The 19983-nt window shown below is 53.2% G+C and carries 15 protein-coding genes, 1 tRNA gene and 1 rRNA gene; 7 read left to right on the forward strand and 10 right to left on the reverse strand.

The annotated features are described in order from the left end of the window. Window positions 1–7: 7 nt before the first annotated feature. Window positions 8–83 (reverse strand) — tRNA-Glu (locus tag EOS98_RS22890). Between the two features lie 85 nt (window positions 84–168). Next, window positions 169–1710 (reverse strand): 16S ribosomal RNA (locus EOS98_RS22895). A 480-nt stretch (window positions 1711–2190) separates the two neighbouring features. Between EOS98_RS22895 and EOS98_RS22900 the strand changes: the two genes are divergently transcribed. Continuing rightward, window positions 2191–2895 (forward strand): FadR/GntR family transcriptional regulator, encoded by a 705-nt coding sequence (locus EOS98_RS22900; RefSeq protein ID WP_001131144.1) that lies wholly within the window; start codon window positions 2191–2193, stop codon window positions 2893–2895. Between the two features lie 11 nt (window positions 2896–2906). Further along, window positions 2907–4334 carry a multidrug transporter subunit MdtD gene (gene mdtD / locus EOS98_RS22905; protein WP_000202071.1) on the forward strand — a complete coding sequence of 476 codons (1428 nt, stop codon included), beginning with the start codon at window positions 2907–2909 and terminating at the stop codon, window positions 4332–4334. Here the strand turns inward: mdtD and rbsR are convergent. From rbsR to kup, 7 genes are all read right to left on the reverse strand, one after another. Beyond that, on the reverse strand, window positions 4300–5298 hold the full coding sequence (rbsR, locus tag EOS98_RS22910) for a ribose operon transcriptional repressor RbsR (protein WP_000224487.1): 999 nt from the start codon (window positions 5296–5298) through the stop codon (window positions 4300–4302). The two genes, mdtD and rbsR, sit on opposite strands and share 35 nt — an antisense overlap. Before the next feature lie 3 nt (window positions 5299–5301). Then, window positions 5302–6231: a ribokinase gene (gene rbsK, locus EOS98_RS22915; protein WP_031605932.1), complete on the reverse strand. Its 930-nt coding sequence runs from the start codon at window positions 6229–6231 to the stop codon at window positions 5302–5304. Window positions 6232–6363: 132 nt separating this feature from the next. Further along, window positions 6364–7254, reverse strand: coding sequence for a ribose ABC transporter substrate-binding protein RbsB (rbsB, locus tag EOS98_RS22920; RefSeq protein ID WP_001056260.1), 891 nt, complete (start codon window positions 7252–7254; stop codon window positions 6364–6366). Between the two features lie 24 nt (window positions 7255–7278). After that, window positions 7279–8244, reverse strand: a complete 966-nt coding sequence (rbsC, locus tag EOS98_RS22925; RefSeq protein ID WP_000211345.1) for a ribose ABC transporter permease — start codon at window positions 8242–8244, stop codon at window positions 7279–7281. Between the two features lie 5 nt (window positions 8245–8249). Next, window positions 8250–9755, reverse strand: coding sequence for a ribose ABC transporter ATP-binding protein RbsA (gene rbsA / locus EOS98_RS22930; protein ID WP_000339361.1), 1506 nt, complete (start codon window positions 9753–9755; stop codon window positions 8250–8252). A gap of 7 nt (window positions 9756–9762) precedes the next feature. After that, window positions 9763–10182, reverse strand: a complete 420-nt coding sequence (rbsD, locus tag EOS98_RS22935; protein WP_000715944.1) for a D-ribose pyranase — start codon at window positions 10180–10182, stop codon at window positions 9763–9765. 216 nt (window positions 10183–10398) lie between these two features. Beyond that, a complete protein-coding gene (kup, locus tag EOS98_RS22940) occupies window positions 10399–12267 on the reverse strand; it encodes a low affinity potassium transporter Kup (protein ID WP_000102338.1) in 1869 nt (622 codons plus the stop codon). Between the two features lie 347 nt (window positions 12268–12614). Between kup and ravA the strand changes: the two genes are divergently transcribed. Further along, complete coding sequence (gene ravA, locus EOS98_RS22945) at window positions 12615–14111, forward strand: ATPase RavA (protein ID WP_000940987.1); 1497 nt, start codon at window positions 12615–12617, stop codon at window positions 14109–14111. Beyond that, the gene (gene viaA, locus EOS98_RS22950; RefSeq protein ID WP_000956588.1) at window positions 14105–15556 is read left to right on the forward strand and encodes an ATPase RavA stimulator ViaA; all 1452 of its coding nucleotides are present in this window, start codon (window positions 14105–14107) and stop codon (window positions 15554–15556) included. Before ravA ends, viaA begins: the two co-directional genes overlap by 7 nt. A 4-nt stretch (window positions 15557–15560) precedes the next feature. Here the strand turns inward: viaA and asnA are convergent, their stop codons facing one another. Continuing rightward, window positions 15561–16553: an aspartate--ammonia ligase gene (asnA, locus tag EOS98_RS22955; protein ID WP_000845123.1), complete on the reverse strand. Its 993-nt coding sequence runs from the start codon at window positions 16551–16553 to the stop codon at window positions 15561–15563. 150 nt (window positions 16554–16703) lie between these two features. On the opposite strand from asnA, the gene asnC reads away from it, so the two are divergent. From asnC to mnmG, 3 genes are all read left to right on the forward strand, one after another. Further along, window positions 16704–17162 carry a transcriptional regulator AsnC gene (gene asnC / locus EOS98_RS22960; RefSeq protein ID WP_000433016.1) on the forward strand — a complete coding sequence of 153 codons (459 nt, stop codon included), beginning with the start codon at window positions 16704–16706 and terminating at the stop codon, window positions 17160–17162. 89 nt (window positions 17163–17251) lie between these two features. Continuing rightward, on the forward strand, window positions 17252–17695 hold the full coding sequence (gene mioC / locus EOS98_RS22965; protein WP_001518982.1) for an FMN-binding protein MioC: 444 nt from the start codon (window positions 17252–17254) through the stop codon (window positions 17693–17695). Window positions 17696–18073: 378 nt separating this feature from the next. Further along, window positions 18074–19963: a tRNA uridine-5-carboxymethylaminomethyl(34) synthesis enzyme MnmG gene (gene mnmG, locus EOS98_RS22975; RefSeq protein WP_061383902.1), complete on the forward strand. Its 1890-nt coding sequence runs from the start codon at window positions 18074–18076 to the stop codon at window positions 19961–19963. Window positions 19964–19983 lie beyond the last annotated feature (20 nt).

Genomic DNA, 19983 nt, shown 5'->3' on the forward strand with positions numbered 1-19983 from the left:
TGAACGCTGGCGTCCCCTAGGGGATTCGAACCCCTGTTACCGCCGTGAAAGGGCGGTGTCCTGGGCCTCTAGACGAAGGGGACGTATCAGTCTGCTTCGCAAGACGCCTTGCTATTCACTTTTCATCAGACAATCTGTGTGAGCACTGCAAAGTACGCTTCTTTCAGGTAAGGAGGTGATCCAACCGCAGGTTCCCCTACGGTTACCTTGTTACGACTTCACCCCAGTCATGAATCACAAAGTGGTAAGCGCCCTCCCGAAGGTTAAGCTACCTACTTCTTTTGCAACCCACTCCCATGGTGTGACGGGCGGTGTGTACAAGGCCCGGGAACGTATTCACCGTGGCATTCTGATCCACGATTACTAGCGATTCCGACTTCATGGAGTCGAGTTGCAGACTCCAATCCGGACTACGACGCACTTTATGAGGTCCGCTTGCTCTCGCGAGGTCGCTTCTCTTTGTATGCGCCATTGTAGCACGTGTGTAGCCCTGGTCGTAAGGGCCATGATGACTTGACGTCATCCCCACCTTCCTCCAGTTTATCACTGGCAGTCTCCTTTGAGTTCCCGGCCTAACCGCTGGCAACAAAGGATAAGGGTTGCGCTCGTTGCGGGACTTAACCCAACATTTCACAACACGAGCTGACGACAGCCATGCAGCACCTGTCTCACGGTTCCCGAAGGCACATTCTCATCTCTGAAAACTTCCGTGGATGTCAAGACCAGGTAAGGTTCTTCGCGTTGCATCGAATTAAACCACATGCTCCACCGCTTGTGCGGGCCCCCGTCAATTCATTTGAGTTTTAACCTTGCGGCCGTACTCCCCAGGCGGTCTACTTAACGCGTTAGCTCCGGAAGCCACGCCTCAAGGGCACAACCTCCAAGTAGACATCGTTTACGGCGTGGACTACCAGGGTATCTAATCCTGTTTGCTCCCCACGCTTTCGCACCTGAGCGTCAGTCTTTGTCCAGGGGGCCGCCTTCGCCACCGGTATTCCTCCAGATCTCTACGCATTTCACCGCTACACCTGGAATTCTACCCCCCTCTACAAGACTCAAGCCTGCCAGTTTCGAATGCAGTTCCCAGGTTGAGCCCGGGGATTTCACATCCGACTTGACAGACCGCCTGCGTGCGCTTTACGCCCAGTAATTCCGATTAACGCTTGCACCCTCCGTATTACCGCGGCTGCTGGCACGGAGTTAGCCGGTGCTTCTTCTGCGGGTAACGTCAATTGCTGCGGTTATTAACCGCAACACCTTCCTCCCCGCTGAAAGTACTTTACAACCCGAAGGCCTTCTTCATACACGCGGCATGGCTGCATCAGGCTTGCGCCCATTGTGCAATATTCCCCACTGCTGCCTCCCGTAGGAGTCTGGACCGTGTCTCAGTTCCAGTGTGGCTGGTCATCCTCTCAGACCAGCTAGGGATCGTCGCCTTGGTGAGCCGTTACCTCACCAACTAGCTAATCCCATCTGGGCACATCTGATGGCAAGAGGCCCGAAGGTCCCCCTCTTTGGTCTTGCGACGTTATGCGGTATTAGCCACCGTTTCCAGTAGTTATCCCCCTCCATCAGGCAGTTTCCCAGACATTACTCACCCGTCCGCCACTCGTCAGCGAAGCAGCAAGCTGCTTCCTGTTACCGTTCGACTTGCATGTGTTAGGCCTGCCGCCAGCGTTCAATCTGAGCCATGATCAAACTCTTCAATTTAAAAGTTTGATGCTCAATGAATTAAACTTCGTAATGAATTACGTGTTCACTCTTGAGACTTGGTATTCATTTTTCGTCCGAGGACGTTAAGAATCCGTATCTTCGAGTGCCCACACAGATTGTCTGATAAATTGTTAAAGAGCAGTGCCGCTTCGCTTTTTCTCAGCGGCGCGGGGTGTGCATATTACGCTTTCCCGCTTCAGAGTCAAGCGTTTATTTTCGCTTTTCTCCGTGAGGTTCTGGTCTGAACCCCGCTGACCCGGCGGCCTGTGTGCCGTTGTTCCGTGTCAGTGGTGGCGCATTATAGGGAGTTATTTCTGCCTGACAAGAGGAAATTTAAAATAATTTTCTGAGTGTCTCTTTTTTCATCAACAGCGGGCTTAACGTGCCATAAAATAAGCAAATTGCCGTTATTGCAACTGCAATCACACTTCCAGGTGGCATACTAATAACCAAACGAAAGAGAAAGGAAGAACATTCATGCCTTTAAGCGCACAACAATTAGCCGCACAGAAAAATCTATCCTATGTTCTGGCTGAAAAGCTGGCGCAGCGGATATTAAAGGGTGACTACGCCCCCGGTACGATTCTTCCCGGCGAAATAGAACTGGGCGAGCAGTACGGCGTAAGTCGAACGGCAGTTCGCGAAGCGGTGAAAACGTTGACGGCTAAAGGTATGGTGCTACCCCGTCCGCGCATTGGTACGCGGGTGATGCCGCAGGGAAACTGGAACTTTCTGGATCAAGAGCTGCTGACCTGGTGGATGACGGAAGAAAATTTTCATCAGGTGGTAGATCATTTTCTGGTGATGCGTATTAGCCTGGAGCCGCAAGCCTGCCTGCTGGCGGCGACTCTTGGCACACCGGAGCAGAAAGCGCGGCTTAATGCCTTAATGGAAGAGATGGTCGCGCTGAAAAAGCATTTTAAGCGTGAACGCTGGATTGAAGTGGATATGGCGTGGCACGAGCATATCTACGAAATGAGCGCCAATCCCTTTCTAATCTCTTTTGCGACGCTATTTCATTCGGTTTATCACACTTACTTTACCTCAATCACCTATAACGAGGTGGTAAAGCTGGATTTGCACCAGGCCATTGTTGATGCCATCGCTGATGGCGACGGCGAACGCGCTTTCCAGGCCTGCCAGGCGTTGTTAATAGCGCCCAATGAGAGACCAGATAATTAACAGGATATTGAATGACCAGCAAAAAAGCGCGCAGTATGGCTGGCCTGCCGTGGATCGCGGCGATGGCCTTCTTTATGCAGGCGCTAGACGCCACCATTTTGAATACCGCTTTACCGGCTATTGCGCATAGTCTTAACCGTTCACCACTCGCCATGCAGTCCGCTATTATCAGTTATACCCTGACAGTAGCTATGTTAATTCCGGTAAGCGGCTGGCTGGCTGACCGCTTCGGTACGCGTCGCGTCTTTATGGTCGCCGTAAGCCTGTTTACGTTAGGCTCGCTGGCCTGCGCGCTCTCCAGTTCACTATCTGAATTGGTTATTTTTCGCGTCGTACAAGGCGTCGGCGGAGCGATGATGATGCCAGTGGCGCGGCTGGCGTTATTGCGAGCCTATCCGCGTAGTGAGCTGCTGCCCGTTCTTAACTTTGTCACTATGCCGGGGCTGGTAGGTCCGATTCTGGGGCCGGTATTAGGCGGCGTACTGGTGACCTGGGCAAGCTGGCACTGGATCTTCCTGATTAATATTCCCATTGGTGTTGCAGGCATTCTGTATGCCCGCAAATATATGCCCAACTTCACCACGCCGCGTCGCAAGTTTGACATGACCGGCTTCTTTCTTTTTGGGTTAAGTCTGGTTTTATTTTCCAGCGGAATGGAACTGTTTGGCGAAAAGATTGTGGCGACATGGATCGCATCCGCCATTATTTTTTGCAGTATCGTTCTACTATTGGCCTATATCCGCCACGCCCGCCGTCATCCGACACCGTTAATATCACTATCGCTGTTTAAGACACGCACATTTTCCGTCGGTATTGCCGGCAACCTCGCCACGCGTCTGGGGACAGGCTGCGTACCTTTTTTGATGCCGTTAATGCTACAGGTTGGTTTTGGCTACCCGGCTCTGATCGCCGGCTGCATGATGGCGCCGACAGCTTTGGGTTCTATTATCGCGAAATCGACCGTAACGCAGGTTTTGCGACGTTTGGGATACCGGAAGACTCTGGTCGGCATTACGGTATTTATCGGTCTGATGATTGCCCAGTTTTCGTTTCAATCTCCCGCCATGCCGATCTGGATGCTCGTACTGCCGCTATTCATTCTTGGAATGGCGATGTCCACTCAATTTACGGCAATGAATACGATTACTCTTGCGGATCTGACGGACGATAACGCCAGCAGCGGCAACAGCGTTCTGGCGGTTACGCAGCAATTGTCTATCAGTTTAGGCGTGGCGATCAGCGCGGCGGTGTTACGTATTTATGAAGGTTTTGCGGGCACCAGTACCGTGGAACAGTTCCACTATACCTTTATCACGATGGGGGCGATCACTATCGTGTCCGCGCTGATGTTTATGCTGCTAAGAGCCAAAGACGGCAACAATCTGATTAAAGAACGGCATAAATCTAAACCGACCCACGCACCGTCAAAACCGGAGTAAGCTGAAGTCGCTGTTGTTGCAAGGCGGGCTGCGCCATCCGATGAATCAACACATCAATAGCCAGCTCGCCCAATTCATCTTTCGGCTGATGGATAGTCGTCAGCGGCGGCGTCATATAGCGCGCCAGCTCAATATCATCATAGCCAATGACTGCCATATCCTGCGGAATACGAAGCCCCGCCTGATATAGCGCCTGATAGGCGCCGACAGCCATCGCATCGTTTCCGGTAAAAACCGCTTGCGGTCGCTGTTGATGGGCGAGTAACGCCTGCATGGCGTCAAAGCCGCCGCCAAATTCAAAATCGCCGGTGATCTCATAGCCTTGCGGAATAGCCAGCCCTGCGCGTTTCATCGCCGCCCGATACCCTTCCAGCCGCAAACGCGCTGGCGTTTTGTCCAGCGGGCCGGTAATACAGGCTATTCGGGTAAATCCTTTATCGATAAGGTGTTGGGTGGCAAGATCGCCGCCTAACAACGAATTATCCTGAATGAGATCGCTATCGCCCTCACCATCAAACGGCGACCAGTCCATCATGACGGTAGGAATAGACGGATAACGCTCCATTATTTCACGAGAAGGCTGATGCGTTTCGGTACACAGCAGCAGTAAACCGTCTACCCGTTTTTGCATCAGCGTCTCCAGGTTGCGGTTCATCCGTTGCTCGTCGCCTTCGGTATTGCACAGCACCAGACTATAACCGCGTTCAAAACAGCTTCGCTCAACGCCGCGCACCAGTTCGGAATAAAAAGGGTTGGTACTGGCGGTAATTAGCATACCAATCGTGCGGGTCTGGTTTAACTTGAGGCTTCGCGCCAGCGCAGAAGGCGCATAGTTAAGCGATTTAATCGCCGCTTCAACTTTTTCGGTTATCGTCTCACTCACAAAGCGATCTTTGTTAATAACGTGAGAGACCGTCGATGTAGAGACTCCCGCCAGGCGGGCAACATCTTTCATAGTAGCCAAGCGTTACCCCTGCTGATGTAAAAACGCTTCTATCTCTTCGCGCCACGGAACGGAAGGTTGCGCGCCTTTACGCGTTACGGCAATCGCGGCGGCGGCATGGGCAAAGCGAATCGCTTCCGGCAACGGCGTCTCCTCCAGTATCGCGGTGATAAAGGCGCCGTTAAACGTATCTCCGGCAGCAATGGTATCGACAGCCTCAACGCTAAATCCAGGAACGCGGCGGCCCTCGCCGTTTACGCTGGCCCAGACGCCACGGCTTCCTAAGGTAATTAATACGGTTCGAATGCCTTTATCATGCAAAACCTGCGCAGCTTTCGCGGCATCGTCGTCATTTTCCACACGCATGCCCGTCAGCTTTTCAGCTTCCGTTTCATTTGGCGTGATGATGTCCACCAGCGCCAGCAGTTCATCCGGTAGCTCACGGGCAGGCGCCGGGTTAAGCGCAACAGTAGTATGATGTTGATGGGCGATTTTCGCCGCCGCCAGTACGCTTTCCAGCGGCGATTCCAGCTGCATCAGTAACGCATCCGCCTGCGCGATACGTTCACGTTGCGCATCAACCAACGCCGGCGATAACGCGGCATTCGCTCCGGCATGAATACCGATGACGTTCTCGCCTTCGCCGTTAACGAAAATCAGCGCCACCCCGGTAGACTCGCCTTTAATGACGCTAACTGGCGCGATATCAATACGATCGCTGACTAATTGTTTACGAATACTGTCGCCAATATCGTCATCGCCCGTGCAGGCGATAAACGCAATATTTGCCCCGCTACGTCCCGCAGCAACCGCCTGATTCGCGCCTTTCCCGCCAAACGCGACCTGATAATGGCTACCGGTTACCGTTTCACCCGGGGTAGGGAAGGACTCAAGATTAAGGATATGATCGGCATTAATGCTGCCAAGGACGATGAGATTACCTGCGGTTTTCATATTCGGGGTTCCACGTCAAAGTGCGCCACCGGTTAGGGTGGCGCGTGCCCTGCTTTTCTTTTTTTACGTTCACCTCAGCGGAGGCTCGCGTATTTCTGTCGCCATCAGGCCATAGTTGACCCGTGTCGTTTATTACTGCTTGATGACCAGTTTCAGGTCAACCGGATATTTGGCCTGAACTTTTTCGCCTTTCAGCACCTTATCCGCCACTTCAACGCCTTTGGCGCCGATTTGATCCGGTAACTGAGCGATAGTCGCTGCCAGTTTGCCATCTTTTACGGCCTTTTCGCCATCCGGCGTACCGTCAAATCCAACCACCATCACATCTGCTTTACCGGCAGTTTGCAGTGCGCGCAGTGCGCCCAGCGCCATTTCATCGTTCTGGGCGAAGACAGCCTGAACATCCGGATGCGCGGTCAGCAGGTTCTGCATGACGTTCAGACCCTTAGTACGGTCGAAATCGGCAGGCTGGCTGGCCAGGACATTAAATTTGTGGGCGGCTACCGCCTGCTGGAAACCTTCGCCACGCTCACGCGCCGCGGATGTTCCGGCAATGCCTTGCAACTCAATCACTTTGGCACCTTCGCCAGCTTTTTTCGCGATATAGTCGCCAGCGATCTTACCGCCCAGCACGTTATCAGACGCGATATGGCTGACGACATCACCTTTGGTTGCCTGGCGGTCAAGCGTGATAACCGGAATCTTCGCCTGGTTCGCCATCTTCACCGCGTTACCCACCGCATCGGAGTCAGTCGGGTTGATCAGCAGAATTTTGGTCCCGCGAACGGTTAAATCCTGCACGTTCGCCAGCTCTTTGGCAGGGTTGTTCTGGGAGTCCAGCACCACCAGGTTATAACCCAGTTTATCCGCCTCTTTTTGCGCCCCGTCTTTTAACGACACGAAGAAGGGATTATTGAGGGTAGAGATCACCAGCGCAATGGTGTCCTTCGCCATTGCATTCGCGCTCACGGTGGCGCTCAGCGCAACAGCAGATACCAGGGTAGCCAGTTTTTTCATGTTCATATTTCAGATGTCCTGTAGTCGTTGTTACTGCTTTTTGTTGTCTACCAGTACCGCCAGCAAAATCACCACCGCTTTGACGATCATCTGGTAATAGGAGGAAACACCTAACAAATTCAAACCATTATTAAGGAAGCCGAGAATCAATGCGCCGATCAATGTCCCAACAATGCGTCCTTTACCGCCTGCAAGGCTGGTGCCGCCCAGCACCACGGCGGCAATAGCATCCAGCTCATAGCCGGTACCCGCCGTCGGCTGCGCGGAAGAGAGGCGCGCCACTTCAATGATGCCCGCCAGCGACGCTGTCAGGCCGCAAAGTGAATAGACGATAATTTTCACTTTGCTCACGCTAATGCCAGACAGGCGCGTCGCCGCTTCGTTACCGCCCAGCGCGTAGATATAGCGTCCCAGACGGGTGTGATGCAGCATATACCAGGCGGCGATAAAGACGATAGCCATGATCCAGACCGGCGTAGGAACGCCCAGCGGACGGCCGATACCGAACCAGCCAAACAGATCGGCGTTATCGGTAAAGCCGGTGTTGACCGGGCTACCGTCGGTGTAAACCATCGTCACGCCGCGCAGTAGCAGCATCATCACCAGCGTAGCGATAAACGCCTGTACGCGGCCTTTCGCGACGATAACGCCAGTAACAGCGCCAATCGCAGCACCCAGCGCCAGCGCGGCGGCAACCGCGACCAGCGCATTCACTTCAACGCCGACGATTGAAGCGGCAACCGCACCGGTGAGCGCCAGCAGGGAACCGACGGACAGATCGATCCCCGATGTCAGAATCACCAACGTCATCCCCACCGCCATAATGGCGTTGACGGAGGTCTGTTGAAGAATATTGAACAGATTATTAACGGTAAAAAAGTTGGGGCTCAACGTCGAAACAATCGCGATCAACACCAGCAGGGCAATGAGCGACTTCTGCTCAAGAAGCCACGCTTTAGTGAAATAACGGCGACCAGAAACAGCCTGGGTTGTCATCTTTTTTACTCCTGATTCACGCGATTAAGCTTGCCCACTGCGGCAGCCATTAACACTTCCTGGGTGGCCTGCTCGCGAGTAAATTCACCGCTGAGATGCCCTTCATGCATGACGATGATGCGATCGCTCATGCCTAATACTTCTGGCATCTCAGATGAGACCAGAATGATGCTCAGGCCGTCGGCCTTAAACTGGTTGATAAGCTGGTAAATCTCTTTCTTGGCGCCGACGTCCACGCCGCGGGTCGGCTCGTCGAGAATGAGCACTTTCGGGCGCGTCATCAACCCGCGGGCAATCGCCACTTTTTGCTGATTACCGCCAGAAAGCAGGCCTATCGCCTGTTCCATTGACGGCGTCTTGACGTTGAACAGACGGATAAAATCCCCCACCGCCTGCTGCTCATCTTTGTGTTTCAGGCTTCCGCCAGCGCGGCTGAAATAGTCCAGCGCCGTCAGCGACATATTCTCTTTAACTGACATGCCGAGCACCAGTCCATCGCGCTTACGGTCTTCAGAGATATAAACGATGCCATTGGCCAGCCCGTCCTGCGGAGAACGCGTCACCACTTCGTGTCCATCGAGCGTCACGTAACCGCTGGTTCGCGGCATCGCGCCGTACAATACTTTCATCAGCTCGGTGCGACCGGCGCCCATCAGGCCGGAAATGCCAAGAATCTCACCTTTTCGCAGCACAAAAGAGACATCATTCACGCCCGGTCCGCACAGATTATCGACCTTCAGGCGAATCTCACCCGGCGCGTTATCCAGATGCGGGTACTGATCTTCCAGCTTACGTCCCACCATCATTTCGATAAGAGAATCTTCGGTCAACGTGGCCACTTCACGCTCGGCGATAAATTGCCCATCGCGGAAGACCGTCACGTCATCGCAAATTTCGAAGATCTCTTTCATACGGTGGGAGATATAGACAATGCCGCGCCCCTGCGATTTTAATTCGCGGATAACGCGGAACAGAGATTCGGTTTCAGTGTCGGTCAGCGCATCGGTCGGTTCATCCATAATGATGACTTTGGATTCGAAGCTCAGCACTTTGGCGATTTCCACCATTTGCTGATCGCCGATAGAGAGTTCGCCCACCAGCTTATCGCTCTTAAAGCGCAGATTGAGTTTGGCTAAGAGGTGGTCGGCTTCGGCATACATCTTTTTCCAGTCGATTTTGCCAAAGCGATTCACAAACTCACGGCCCAGGAAGATATTTTCCGCAATGGTCAACTGCGGGATCAGGTTCAGTTCCTGATGAATAATGCCGATCCCGGCTTCCTGAGACGATTTAGGCCCATTAAAGGTGGTCTCTTTACCCAGCCATAACAACGATCCCGCATCTCGCGTATAGATGCCGGTTAATACTTTCATCATGGTGGATTTTCCGGCGCCGTTTTCCCCCACCAGCGCCATAACGCGGCCAGGATAAACGTTTAACGCGGCGCCGGAGAGAGCCTTCACGCCGGGGAACGCTTTATCGATCCCTTTGAGTTGCAGTAATGCGTCCATAGCGGCCTCAGAACGTGACGCCAGCGCAAAGAATGACGTTCGCATACGGGGAACACTCCCCGCTGCGAATCACCGCCTGACTGTCTGCAGTCAATTTTTTGAATTGTTCGTGTGTCGTATAACTAATTTTTATGGTGTTTCCCTGGTGTTGCTGCAGTTGCTCAAGGTGAGTGAGCAACGTTTCGTGGAGCTGCGGATTCTGTTGTTTGATTTCCGTTGCAAGAATCGCCGCCTCAACCTGCATTTCCCGGGTCACGACATCCACCACCTGCATAAAAGAAGGTACGCCCTGGGTTAGTGCCATATCGATACGCGCGGTGCTATTCGGGATGGGTAAACCCGCATCACAGACTACCAGAGTATCAGTATGCCCCAGACGGGAAATGACCGACGAGATTTCAGAGTTGAGTACGGTGCCTTTCTTCATTTTTCTGCTCCACTAGCGAAACGTTTCGCTGGCCGCAGTGTAACCCTGGATGTGTTCATAAAACCATCATGACGTAACAGAATTGTGATCGCCGTCGAAACGTTTCGCTAGCGGAAATCAGGTGAAGATAATCGCCCAATGGCGATTATCTTGTGGGAATCTACGGATTGGCCAGGCCGGGTAAGCCAATGCGGCCCCCGGCATGTTGATGAGAGGTTAAATCTCGACCTGCGTACCTAACTCAATCACGCGGTTAGGCGGGATCTCGAACTGATCCGGCGCGCGCAGGGCGTTGCGTTGCAACAACAAATACAGCTTGCCGCGCAGACGCAAATACCACGGGCGTTTGCCGACAATCAACGACTCGTGCGACATAAAGAACGACGTTTCCATCATCCGACAGCTAAGGCCTTCCAGACCGCAGCGGTGGAACACCTCTTCAACGTTTGGCGTTTCGCGCCAGCCGTAGCTGGCCACCACGCGCCAGAATGTCGGAGACAACTGCTCAATCTGCACCCGGCGAACGTTATGCACATAAGGCGCATCTTCCGTACGCAACGTCAGTAAGATTACGCGCTCATGCAACACTTTGTTGTGCTTCAGGTTATGCAATAAAGCAAAAGGGATCACACTGAGCGCGCGCGACATGTATACGGCAGTACCCGGCACCCGAACCGGCGGTGACTTCTCCAGTGAAGCAATCATCGCTTCCAGCGAATTACCGTGTTCATGCATACGACGCAACAGACGGAAACGCTCGCTCTTCCAGGTGGTCATGATCGTGAACATGATCAGGCCCAGGCTCAGCGGCAGCCAACCACCGGACAACAATTTGTCGAGGTTAGCCGAGAACAGCGGGATATCCACGCACAGGAACGCGATGAGGATCAGCGCGACAAAATATTTGTTCCAGTGCCAGTTCTTACGCGCCACGGTCGTAGAAAGAATAGACGTCAGCACCATCGTGCCGGTCACGGCGATGCCATAGGCCGCCGCCAGGTTGCTGGAGTGCTCAAAGCTAACAATAACAACCACGACCGCGAAATAAAGCAGCCAGTTAACGAAAGGGATGTAGATCTGACCGGACTCCATCTCGGAGGTATGGATAATGCGCATTGGCGACAAATAGCCAAGACGCACAGCCTGACGCGTCAGCGAAAAGACGCCGGAAATGACCGCCTGGGAGGCGATCACTGTCGCCAGCGCGGCCAGAATCAGCAGCGGAATTAACGCCCAGTCCGGCGCCAACAGGAAGAAGGGGTTTTTAATCGCTTCCGGATGCTTAAGTAGCAATGCGCCCTGACCAAAGTAGTTCAGTACTAACGACGGCAATACCACGGTAAACCACGCCAGGCGAATCGGGAACTTACCGAAGTGTCCCATATCGGCGTACAACGCCTCTACGCCGGTAATCGACAGCACCACCGCGCCCAACGCAATAAACGATACGGTTTTATATTCAAGGAAAAAACGTACCGCCCAGACAGGATTCAGCGCATGTAACACTTCGGGATTGGCGATAATACTGCGCAGGCCAAGTACCGCCAGGATTAAAAACCAGGTCAGCATGATCGGCGCAAAGAGTTTCCCTACCATTCCCGTACCGTGCTTCTGAATCATAAACAACAGAGTCAGCACAATAATGGAAAGCGGGACAATCCAGGTATCCAGCTGCGGCGCGACAATTTCCAGGCCTTCAATCGCCGACATCACTGAAATCGCCGGTGTAATGACCACTTCGCCATAGAAAAAGCTGCCGCCTATCAGTCCCATGATAACTAACATGGATGTGGTGCGCGCCGAGGTATTACGCCCGGCAAGCGACATCAGCGTCAAAATTCCACCTTCACCCGCGTTATCGGCGCGCATCACGAAGGTGAGATATTTGATGGAAACCACAAAGATGAGTAGCCAGAAGATCAGCGACAGAAAACCAAACACGGCATCTCGTTCAACGCCAAAACCAAACTGACCGGACAAACATTCACGAAGCGTATAAAGCGGGCTGGTACCAATATCACCGTAGACAACCCCAATAGCTGCGAGGGTAATCGCAGGCAACGATTGCTTATTATCAGTGCTCATAGACTCATCTTTCGTTTATACACGTCACCCTTCACCCTACCTCCTTGTCGGCTGCATTCGCTTACCCCAGTCACACGTTTAAGTCAGTGCCAGGGGATTCACTCCTTTGCCGCCTTGATGTAGTTTGAATGAATGAGTGTATAGATATGAAATGTGTGCTTAGTCCCTTGGCCCACAAAAAAGCGCACAGTATGCACGATTAATCATAAAATCGTACCCCTAAATGAAGCCAGATTAACCTGGCTCAAAGAAAAATAAACAGCGCGTCAGACGATTACAGCCCCGGTGGTGAAACGTCTATACTCGCAATTAGCATGATCCATTTGTCGAAAGGACGCCTCTTTATTATGGCTCACCCACATTTATTAGCGGAAAGAATTTCCCGTCTGAGCAGCGCCCTTGAGAAGGGGCTGTATGAACGTAGTCATGCCATACGCCTTTGCCTACTGGCGGCGTTAAGCGGTGAGAGCGTCTTTTTGTTGGGCCCGCCCGGTATCGCCAAGAGTCTGATTGCCCGCCGCCTGAAGTTTGCTTTCCAGCGCGCCCGCGCTTTTGAATATCTGATGACACGCTTTTCCACGCCGGAAGAGGTGTTTGGCCCGCTCTCTATTCAGGCGCTGAAAGATGAAGGTCGCTATGAACGCTTAACGACCGGCTATCTTCCCGAAGCCGAAATCGTTTTTCTGGATGAAATCTGGAAAGCCGGGCCCGCTATCCTGAACACATTGCTGACCGCCATTAACGAACGCCATTTCCGCAACGGCGCATTTGAGGAAAAAATTCCGATGCGGCTGCTGGTGGCGGCCTCCAACGAACTGCCTGAAGCGGACAGCAGCCTGGAAGCGTTGTACGACCGAATGTTGATTCGCCTGTGGCTGGATAAAGTTCAGGATAAAGCCAATTTCCGCTCCATGCTGGTTAGTCAGCAGGATGAGAGTGATAACCCGGTCCCCGCCTCGTTACAGGTAAGCGACGAAGAATATCAACAGTGGCAAAAAGATATCGGCGCGATTTCACTGCCTGATCCGGTCTTTGAGCTGATATTTACTCTGCGCCAACAGCTGGATAATTTGCCGAATGCGCCTTATGTCTCCGACCGTCGCTGGAAGAAAGCCATCCGCCTGTTACAGGCCAGCGCCTTCTTTAGCGGACGTGACGCGGTTGCGCCGATTGACCTTATCCTGCTAAAAGATTGCTTGTGGTATGACGCGCAGAGTCTGAATCTCATGCAACAGCAACTGGAAATATTGATGACCGGACACGCCTGGCAGCAGCAGGCCATGCTGACTCGCCTCGGCGGTATTGTCCAGCGCCGCCTCCAGTTGCAGCAACAGCAAAGCGATAAAACCGCCTTCACCGTCATTAAAGAAGGCGGTATGTTCAGCCGTCGCCCGCATTACACTTTACCGCCGGAAGCCAGCGCGTCAACGTTGACGTTATTGCTACAAAAACCGCTAAAACTGCATGATATGGAAGTGATCCATATTACCTTTGACCGCAGCGCGCTGGAACTTTGGCTGACCAAAGGCGGCGAGATCCGCGGCAAACTGAACGGGATCGGCTTTGCCCAAACGTTGAATATGGAAGTCGATAACGCTCAACATCTGGTGGTGCGCGACATCAGTCTACAAGGTACCCGTCTGGCGTTACCGGGAGCGGCTGAAGACAGTATGCCTGCGGAGATCAAACAGCAGCTGGAAACGTTAGAAAACGACTGGCGCCAGCAGCATACCCGCTTCAGCGAACAGCAACATTGCCTGTTTATTCACAGCGACTGGTTAGGGCGCATTGAGGCCAGCCTGCAGGATGTAGGAGAACAGATCCGCCAGGCGCAACAATGCTGACGCTGGATACGCTAAATACCATGCTGGCCGTCAGCGAAGAGGGAATGGTCGAAGAGATGATCCTCGCGCTACTGGCTTCCCCACAACTGGTCATTTTCTTTGAAAAGTTTCCGCGTTTAAAAAACGCCGTGACCGCCGATCTCCCGCGCTGGCGGGAAGCGCTACGCAGCCGTCTTAAAGACGCACGCGTTCCGCCGGAACTCACGGAAGAGGTCATGTGTTATCAGCAAAGCCAACTTCTCTCTACCCCACAGTTCATCGTGCAACTGCCGCAAATACTGGCGTTGCTTCACCGCCTGCATTCACCGTATGCCGCGCAGGCGAAGCAGTTGACGGAGAGCAACAGTACCTTTACCCCTGCGCTACACACGCTTTTTTTGCAACGCTGGCGGTTAAGTCTGGTCGTGCAGGCCACCACGTTAAACCAACAACTACTGGAAGAAGAGCGCGAGCAGTTGCTGAGTGACGTTCAGGAACGGATGACGCTGAGCGGGCAACTGGAACCGACGCTGGCGGAAAATGATAATGCCGCAGGCCGCCTGTGGGATATGAGCGCGGGCCAGCTTAAACGTGGTGATTATCAACTGATCGTAAAATACGGCGAATTTCTCGCCGCCCAGCCGGAGCTAATGCAACTGGCGGAACAACTGGGACGTTCGCGGGAAGCCAAATCGGTACCGAAAAAAGACGCGCCGATGGAAACCTTTCGTACACTGGTACGCGAACCCGCAACGGTGCCGGAGCAGGTTGACGGTATTCAGCAAGGCGATGATATTCTGCGCCTGTTGCCGCCAGAGCTGGCGACGCTCGGCATCACCGAGCTGGAATATGAATTTTACCGCCGGTTAGTGGAAAAACAGCTCCTCACCTATCGCCTGCATGGCGAAGCGTGGCGTGAGAAAGTGACCGAACGGCCGGTAGTACACCAGGATGTCGACGAGCAGCCGCGCGGACCGTTTATTGTCTGCGTCGATACTTCAGGCTCGATGGGAGGATTTAACGAGCAGTGCGCAAAAGCGTTCTGCCTGGCGTTGATGCGCGTTGCGCTGGCGGATAACCGCCGCTGCTTTATTATGCTGTTTTCCACTGACGTTGTACGTTATGAACTCTCCGGCCCGGAAGGTATTGAGCAGGCCATCCGCTTTTTAAGTCAACGTTTTCGCGGCGGCACGGATATCGCCAGCTGTTTTCGCGCCATTATTGAAAGAATGCAGGGACGGGAATGGTTTGATGCCGATGCGGTGGTCATTTCGGATTTTATCGCCCAGCGCTTGCCGGATGACGTGGTGAGCAAAGTGGGAGAGTTGCAGCGTCTTCACCAGCATCGATTCCACGCGGTGGCGATGTCGGCGCACGGCAAACCCGGCATCATGCGCATTTTCGATCATATCTGGCGCTTTGATACCGGGATGCGAAGCCGCCTGCTGAGACGCTGGCGGCGCTAACGGCTTATAAAATAGCAGGAATGCTTTCGCGAACCTGCGCGGGCCATACGCCGCACTGTACCTGACCAATATGCGGCAATTGCAGCAGCAACATCGTCAGACGCGACTGCCCAATCCCGCCGCCGATGGTCTGCGGCATTTCGCCGCGCAGCAGCGCCTGATGCCACTCCAGTTGCAGGCGATCTTCATCACCGGTCAACGCCAGCTGGCGCATCAGCGTATCGGCATCTACGCGGATACCCATAGAGGAAAGCTCAAACGCATCTTCCAGCACCGGGTTCCACACCAGGATATCGCCGTTCAGACCGGCGTAGCCCAGCTCAGATGCGGAGCTCCAGTCATCATAATCCGGCGCGCGTACATCATGGCGGTGGCCATCGCTCAGTTTACCGCCGATCCCCACCAGGAAAACGGCGCCAAGTTCTTTGGCGATCGCGCGTTCGCGCCCTTTCGCATCCAGATCCGGATAGCGAGACAACAGCTCCTGGCTGTGAACAAACTGAATTTGCTCTGGCAGGAACGGCGCCAGACCAAACTGTTTATGCACTTCTGCTTCCGTCGCCTTAATTCCTGCCCATATAGCCTCTACTGTGCTTTTCAGGGTGGAAAATTGGCGCTCGCCATCGCCCATGACACGCTCCCAGTCCCACTGATCCACATAGACCGAGTGGAGCGGAGAGAGTCGGTCTTCATCGGGGCGAAGGGCTTTCATGTGCGTGTACAGCCCTTCGCCCGCGCTGAAGTCATGTTGCCCCAGGGTTTGACGTTTCCATTTCGCCAGTGAATGCACCACTTCGAACTGGGCGTCAGGCAACGCTTTCACTTTTACCTGCACCGCTTTTTCACAGCCGGACAAATTATCCTGCGTACCATCCCCTACGCGACTCAGGATCGGCGCCTGGACCTCAATCAGACCCAGACGCTCCTCCAGCTGGCGAGAGAAATGTGATTTCACGAAGCTAATTTGACGTTGTTTGGCAATGTAAGCGGTTTTCATTTTTTTACTCCTGCGTCCTGTTGCCTATGATTAAGCAACAAAACGAGAGCACTATTCAATAATCAACAGATAAAAAGCTAACTTCGGTTTTGATTCGTTAAAAATAATGGCTAAAATAGAGATAATCATTAATCTGCATAAGAAAAAGCGATGGAAAATTATCAGATCGACAATCTGGACCGCGGCATACTTGACGCCTTAATGGAAAATGCCCGCACCGCCTACGCCGAACTGGCCAAACAATTTGGCGTTAGCCCTGGAACCATTCACGTTCGCGTCGAGAAAATGAAGCAGGCCGGGATCATTACGGGCGCACGGATTGACGTCAGCCCTAAACAGCTGGGCTACGATGTGGGCTGCTTTATTGGCATCATCCTCAAAAGCGCCAAAGACTATCCCTCCGCACTGGCCCGGCTGGAAAGCCTGGATGAGGTGACGGAAGCGTATTACACCACCGGTCACTACAGCATCTTTATAAAAGTGATGTGCAAATCAATCGACGCGCTTCAGCACGTACTTATCAACAAGATCCAAACAATTGATGAAATTCAGTCCACTGAGACACTGATCGTCTTGCAGAACCCGATCATGCGCACCATCAAGCCATGATCGGCTTTTTTAATCCCACATTTTTCCACAGGTAGATCCCAGCTCGTTCACAGAGTACAATGCAGCCTCTTTACCTGAGCGAGCGATCAATGGCAGACATTACTCTTATCAGCGGCAGCACCCTGGGCGGCGCCGAATACGTCGCGGAACATCTGGCGGAAAAGCTGGAAGCTGCCGGTTTTTCAACCGAAACGGTGCACGGTCCGTTATTAGAGGATCTGTCAACTTCCGGGATCTGGCTGATAATCAGCTCAACGCACGGCGCCGGAGACATTCCGGACAACCTGACTCCTTTCTATGAAGACCTTCAGACGCAGAAACCCGATCTTTCCGCGGTACGTTTCGGCGCAATTGGCATTGGCAGTCGAGAATACGACACGTTTTGCGGCGCGATTGAGAAAATAGAAGCGGAACTGAAAGACGCTGGCGCAAAACAGGTTGGGGAAACACTGAAGATCAACATCCTTGAGCATGAGATTCCGGAAGATCCAGCGGAGATTTGGCTCGGATCCTGGATTAATTTACTCAAATAAGTGTAAAGATCGTGCGATCCATTGTGGATAAATCTGGTGGAAAGCTTGGATCAACCGGTAGTTATCCAAAGAATAACCGTTGTTCACTTTTTGAGTTGTGTATAAGTACCCGTTTTGATCCCAGCTTATACGGGCCACGATCACCGATCATTCACAGCTAGTGATCCTTTCCAACGCATTGATCTTTATTACAGGATCCGGGTTATCCACAGCCTGGAGCGATCCTAATAAGAGATCACAATAGAACAGATCTCTAAATAAAAAGATCTTCTTTTTAATAGCCCGGATCCCGGGGCTTTCTCCATCGGCTAAAGTTGAGTAGAATCCACCGCCCGGGCTTCAATCCATTTTCACACCGCGTTATGCGAGGCAATTACCATGTTTTATCAGGATCCTTTTGACGTCATTATTATTGGCGGGGGTCATGCAGGCACTGAGGCCGCGATGGCCGCAGCGCGTATGGGTCAACAGACTCTGCTTTTGACACACAATATTGACACGTTGGGGCAGATGAGCTGCAACCCGGCGATCGGCGGTATTGGAAAGGGACATCTGGTAAAAGAGGTGGATGCGCTCGGCGGTCTGATGGCGAAAGCGATCGATCAGGCAGGTATTCAGTTTAGGATACTAAACGCCAGCAAAGGTCCGGCCGTTCGCGCTACCCGGGCTCAGGCGGATCGAGTCTTATATCGCCAGGCGGTGCGTACCGCGCTGGAGAATCAGCCGAATCTGATGATCTTCCAGCAAGCGGTTGAAGATCTGATTGTCGAAAACGATCGCGTTGTCGGCGCTGTGACCCAAATGGGGCTCAAATTCCGCGCGAAAGCGGTGGTACTGACCGTCGGGACCTTCCTGGACGGCAAAATTCATATTGGTCTGGATAACTACAGCGGCGGTCGTGCTGGCGATCCGCCATCCATCCCGCTGTCTCGCCGTCTGCGTGAGCTTCCGCTACGCGTCAGTCGCCTGAAAACCGGCACACCGCCGCGTATTGATGCGCGTACTATCGATTTCAGCGTGTTGGCTCAACAGCATGGCGATAACCCGATGCCGGTTTTCTCGTTTATGGGGAATGCTTCTCAGCATCCGCAACAGGTGCCGTGTTACATCACGCATACCAATGAGAAAACCCATGACGTGATTCGTAATAACCTCGATCGTAGCCCAATGTACGCTGGCGTGATCGAAGGGATCGGCCCACGCTACTGTCCTTCGATCGAAGACAAGGTGATGCGTTTTGCCGATCGTAACCAGCATCAGATCTTCCTTGAGCCGGAAGGACTGACCTCTAACGAGATTTACCCTAACGGTATCTCCACCAGCCTGCCGTTTGACGTGCAGATGCAGATTGTCCGTTCCATGCAGGGCATGGAGAACGCGAAGATCGTTCGCCCTGGTTACGCGATTGAGTACGATTTCTTCGACCCGCGCGATCTGAAACCGACACTGGAAAGTAAATTTATTCACGGCCTGTTCTTTGCTGGTCAAATCAACGGTACTACCGGCTATGAAGAGGCTGCGGCGCAGGGCTTGCTCGCTGGTCTGAATGCCGCGCGTCTTTCCGCCGACAAAGAGGGCTGGGCGCCTGCGCGTTCTCAGGCTTATCTCGGCGTGCTGGTGGACGATCTCTGTACGCTGGGCACCAAAGAGCCGTATCGCATGTTTACCTCCCGTGCCGAATATCGTCTGATGCTGCGTGAGGACAATGCCGATCTGCGTCTGACTGAAATGGGCCGCGAGCTGGGTCTGGTGGATGATGAACGCTGGGCGCGCTTCAACGAGAAGCTGGAAAATATCGAACGCGAACGTCAGCGGCTGAAATCGACATGGGTAACGCCGTCTGCGGAATCCGCCGATGAAGTGAATGCGCATTTGACCACTCCTCTCTCCCGTGAGGCCAGCGGCGAAGATCTGTTGCGTCGTCCGGAAATGACCTACGCACATCTCACTTCGCTTGCCGCATTCGCGCCTGCGCTTGAAGATGAGCAAGCCGCTGAGCAGGTGGAAATCCAGGTCAAATACGAAGGCTATATCGCTCGCCAGCAGGATGAGATTGAAAAACAACTACGTAACGAGAATACGTTGCTGCCTGCCACGCTGGATTATCGTCAGGTTTCCGGTCTGTCGAACGAAGTTATCGCCAAGCTGAACGATCATAAACCGGCGTCTATCGGCCAGGCATCGCGTATCTCCGGCGTTACGCCAGCGGCAATCTCCATTCTGCTGGTATGGCTGAAAAAACAAGGTATGCTGCGTCGTAGCGCTTGATAACACTAATTTGGCGGGGG

Source organism: Salmonella sp. SSDFZ69, from assembly GCF_004010755.1.
Classification (GTDB): Bacteria; Pseudomonadota; Gammaproteobacteria; order Enterobacterales; family Enterobacteriaceae; genus Salmonella; species Salmonella enterica.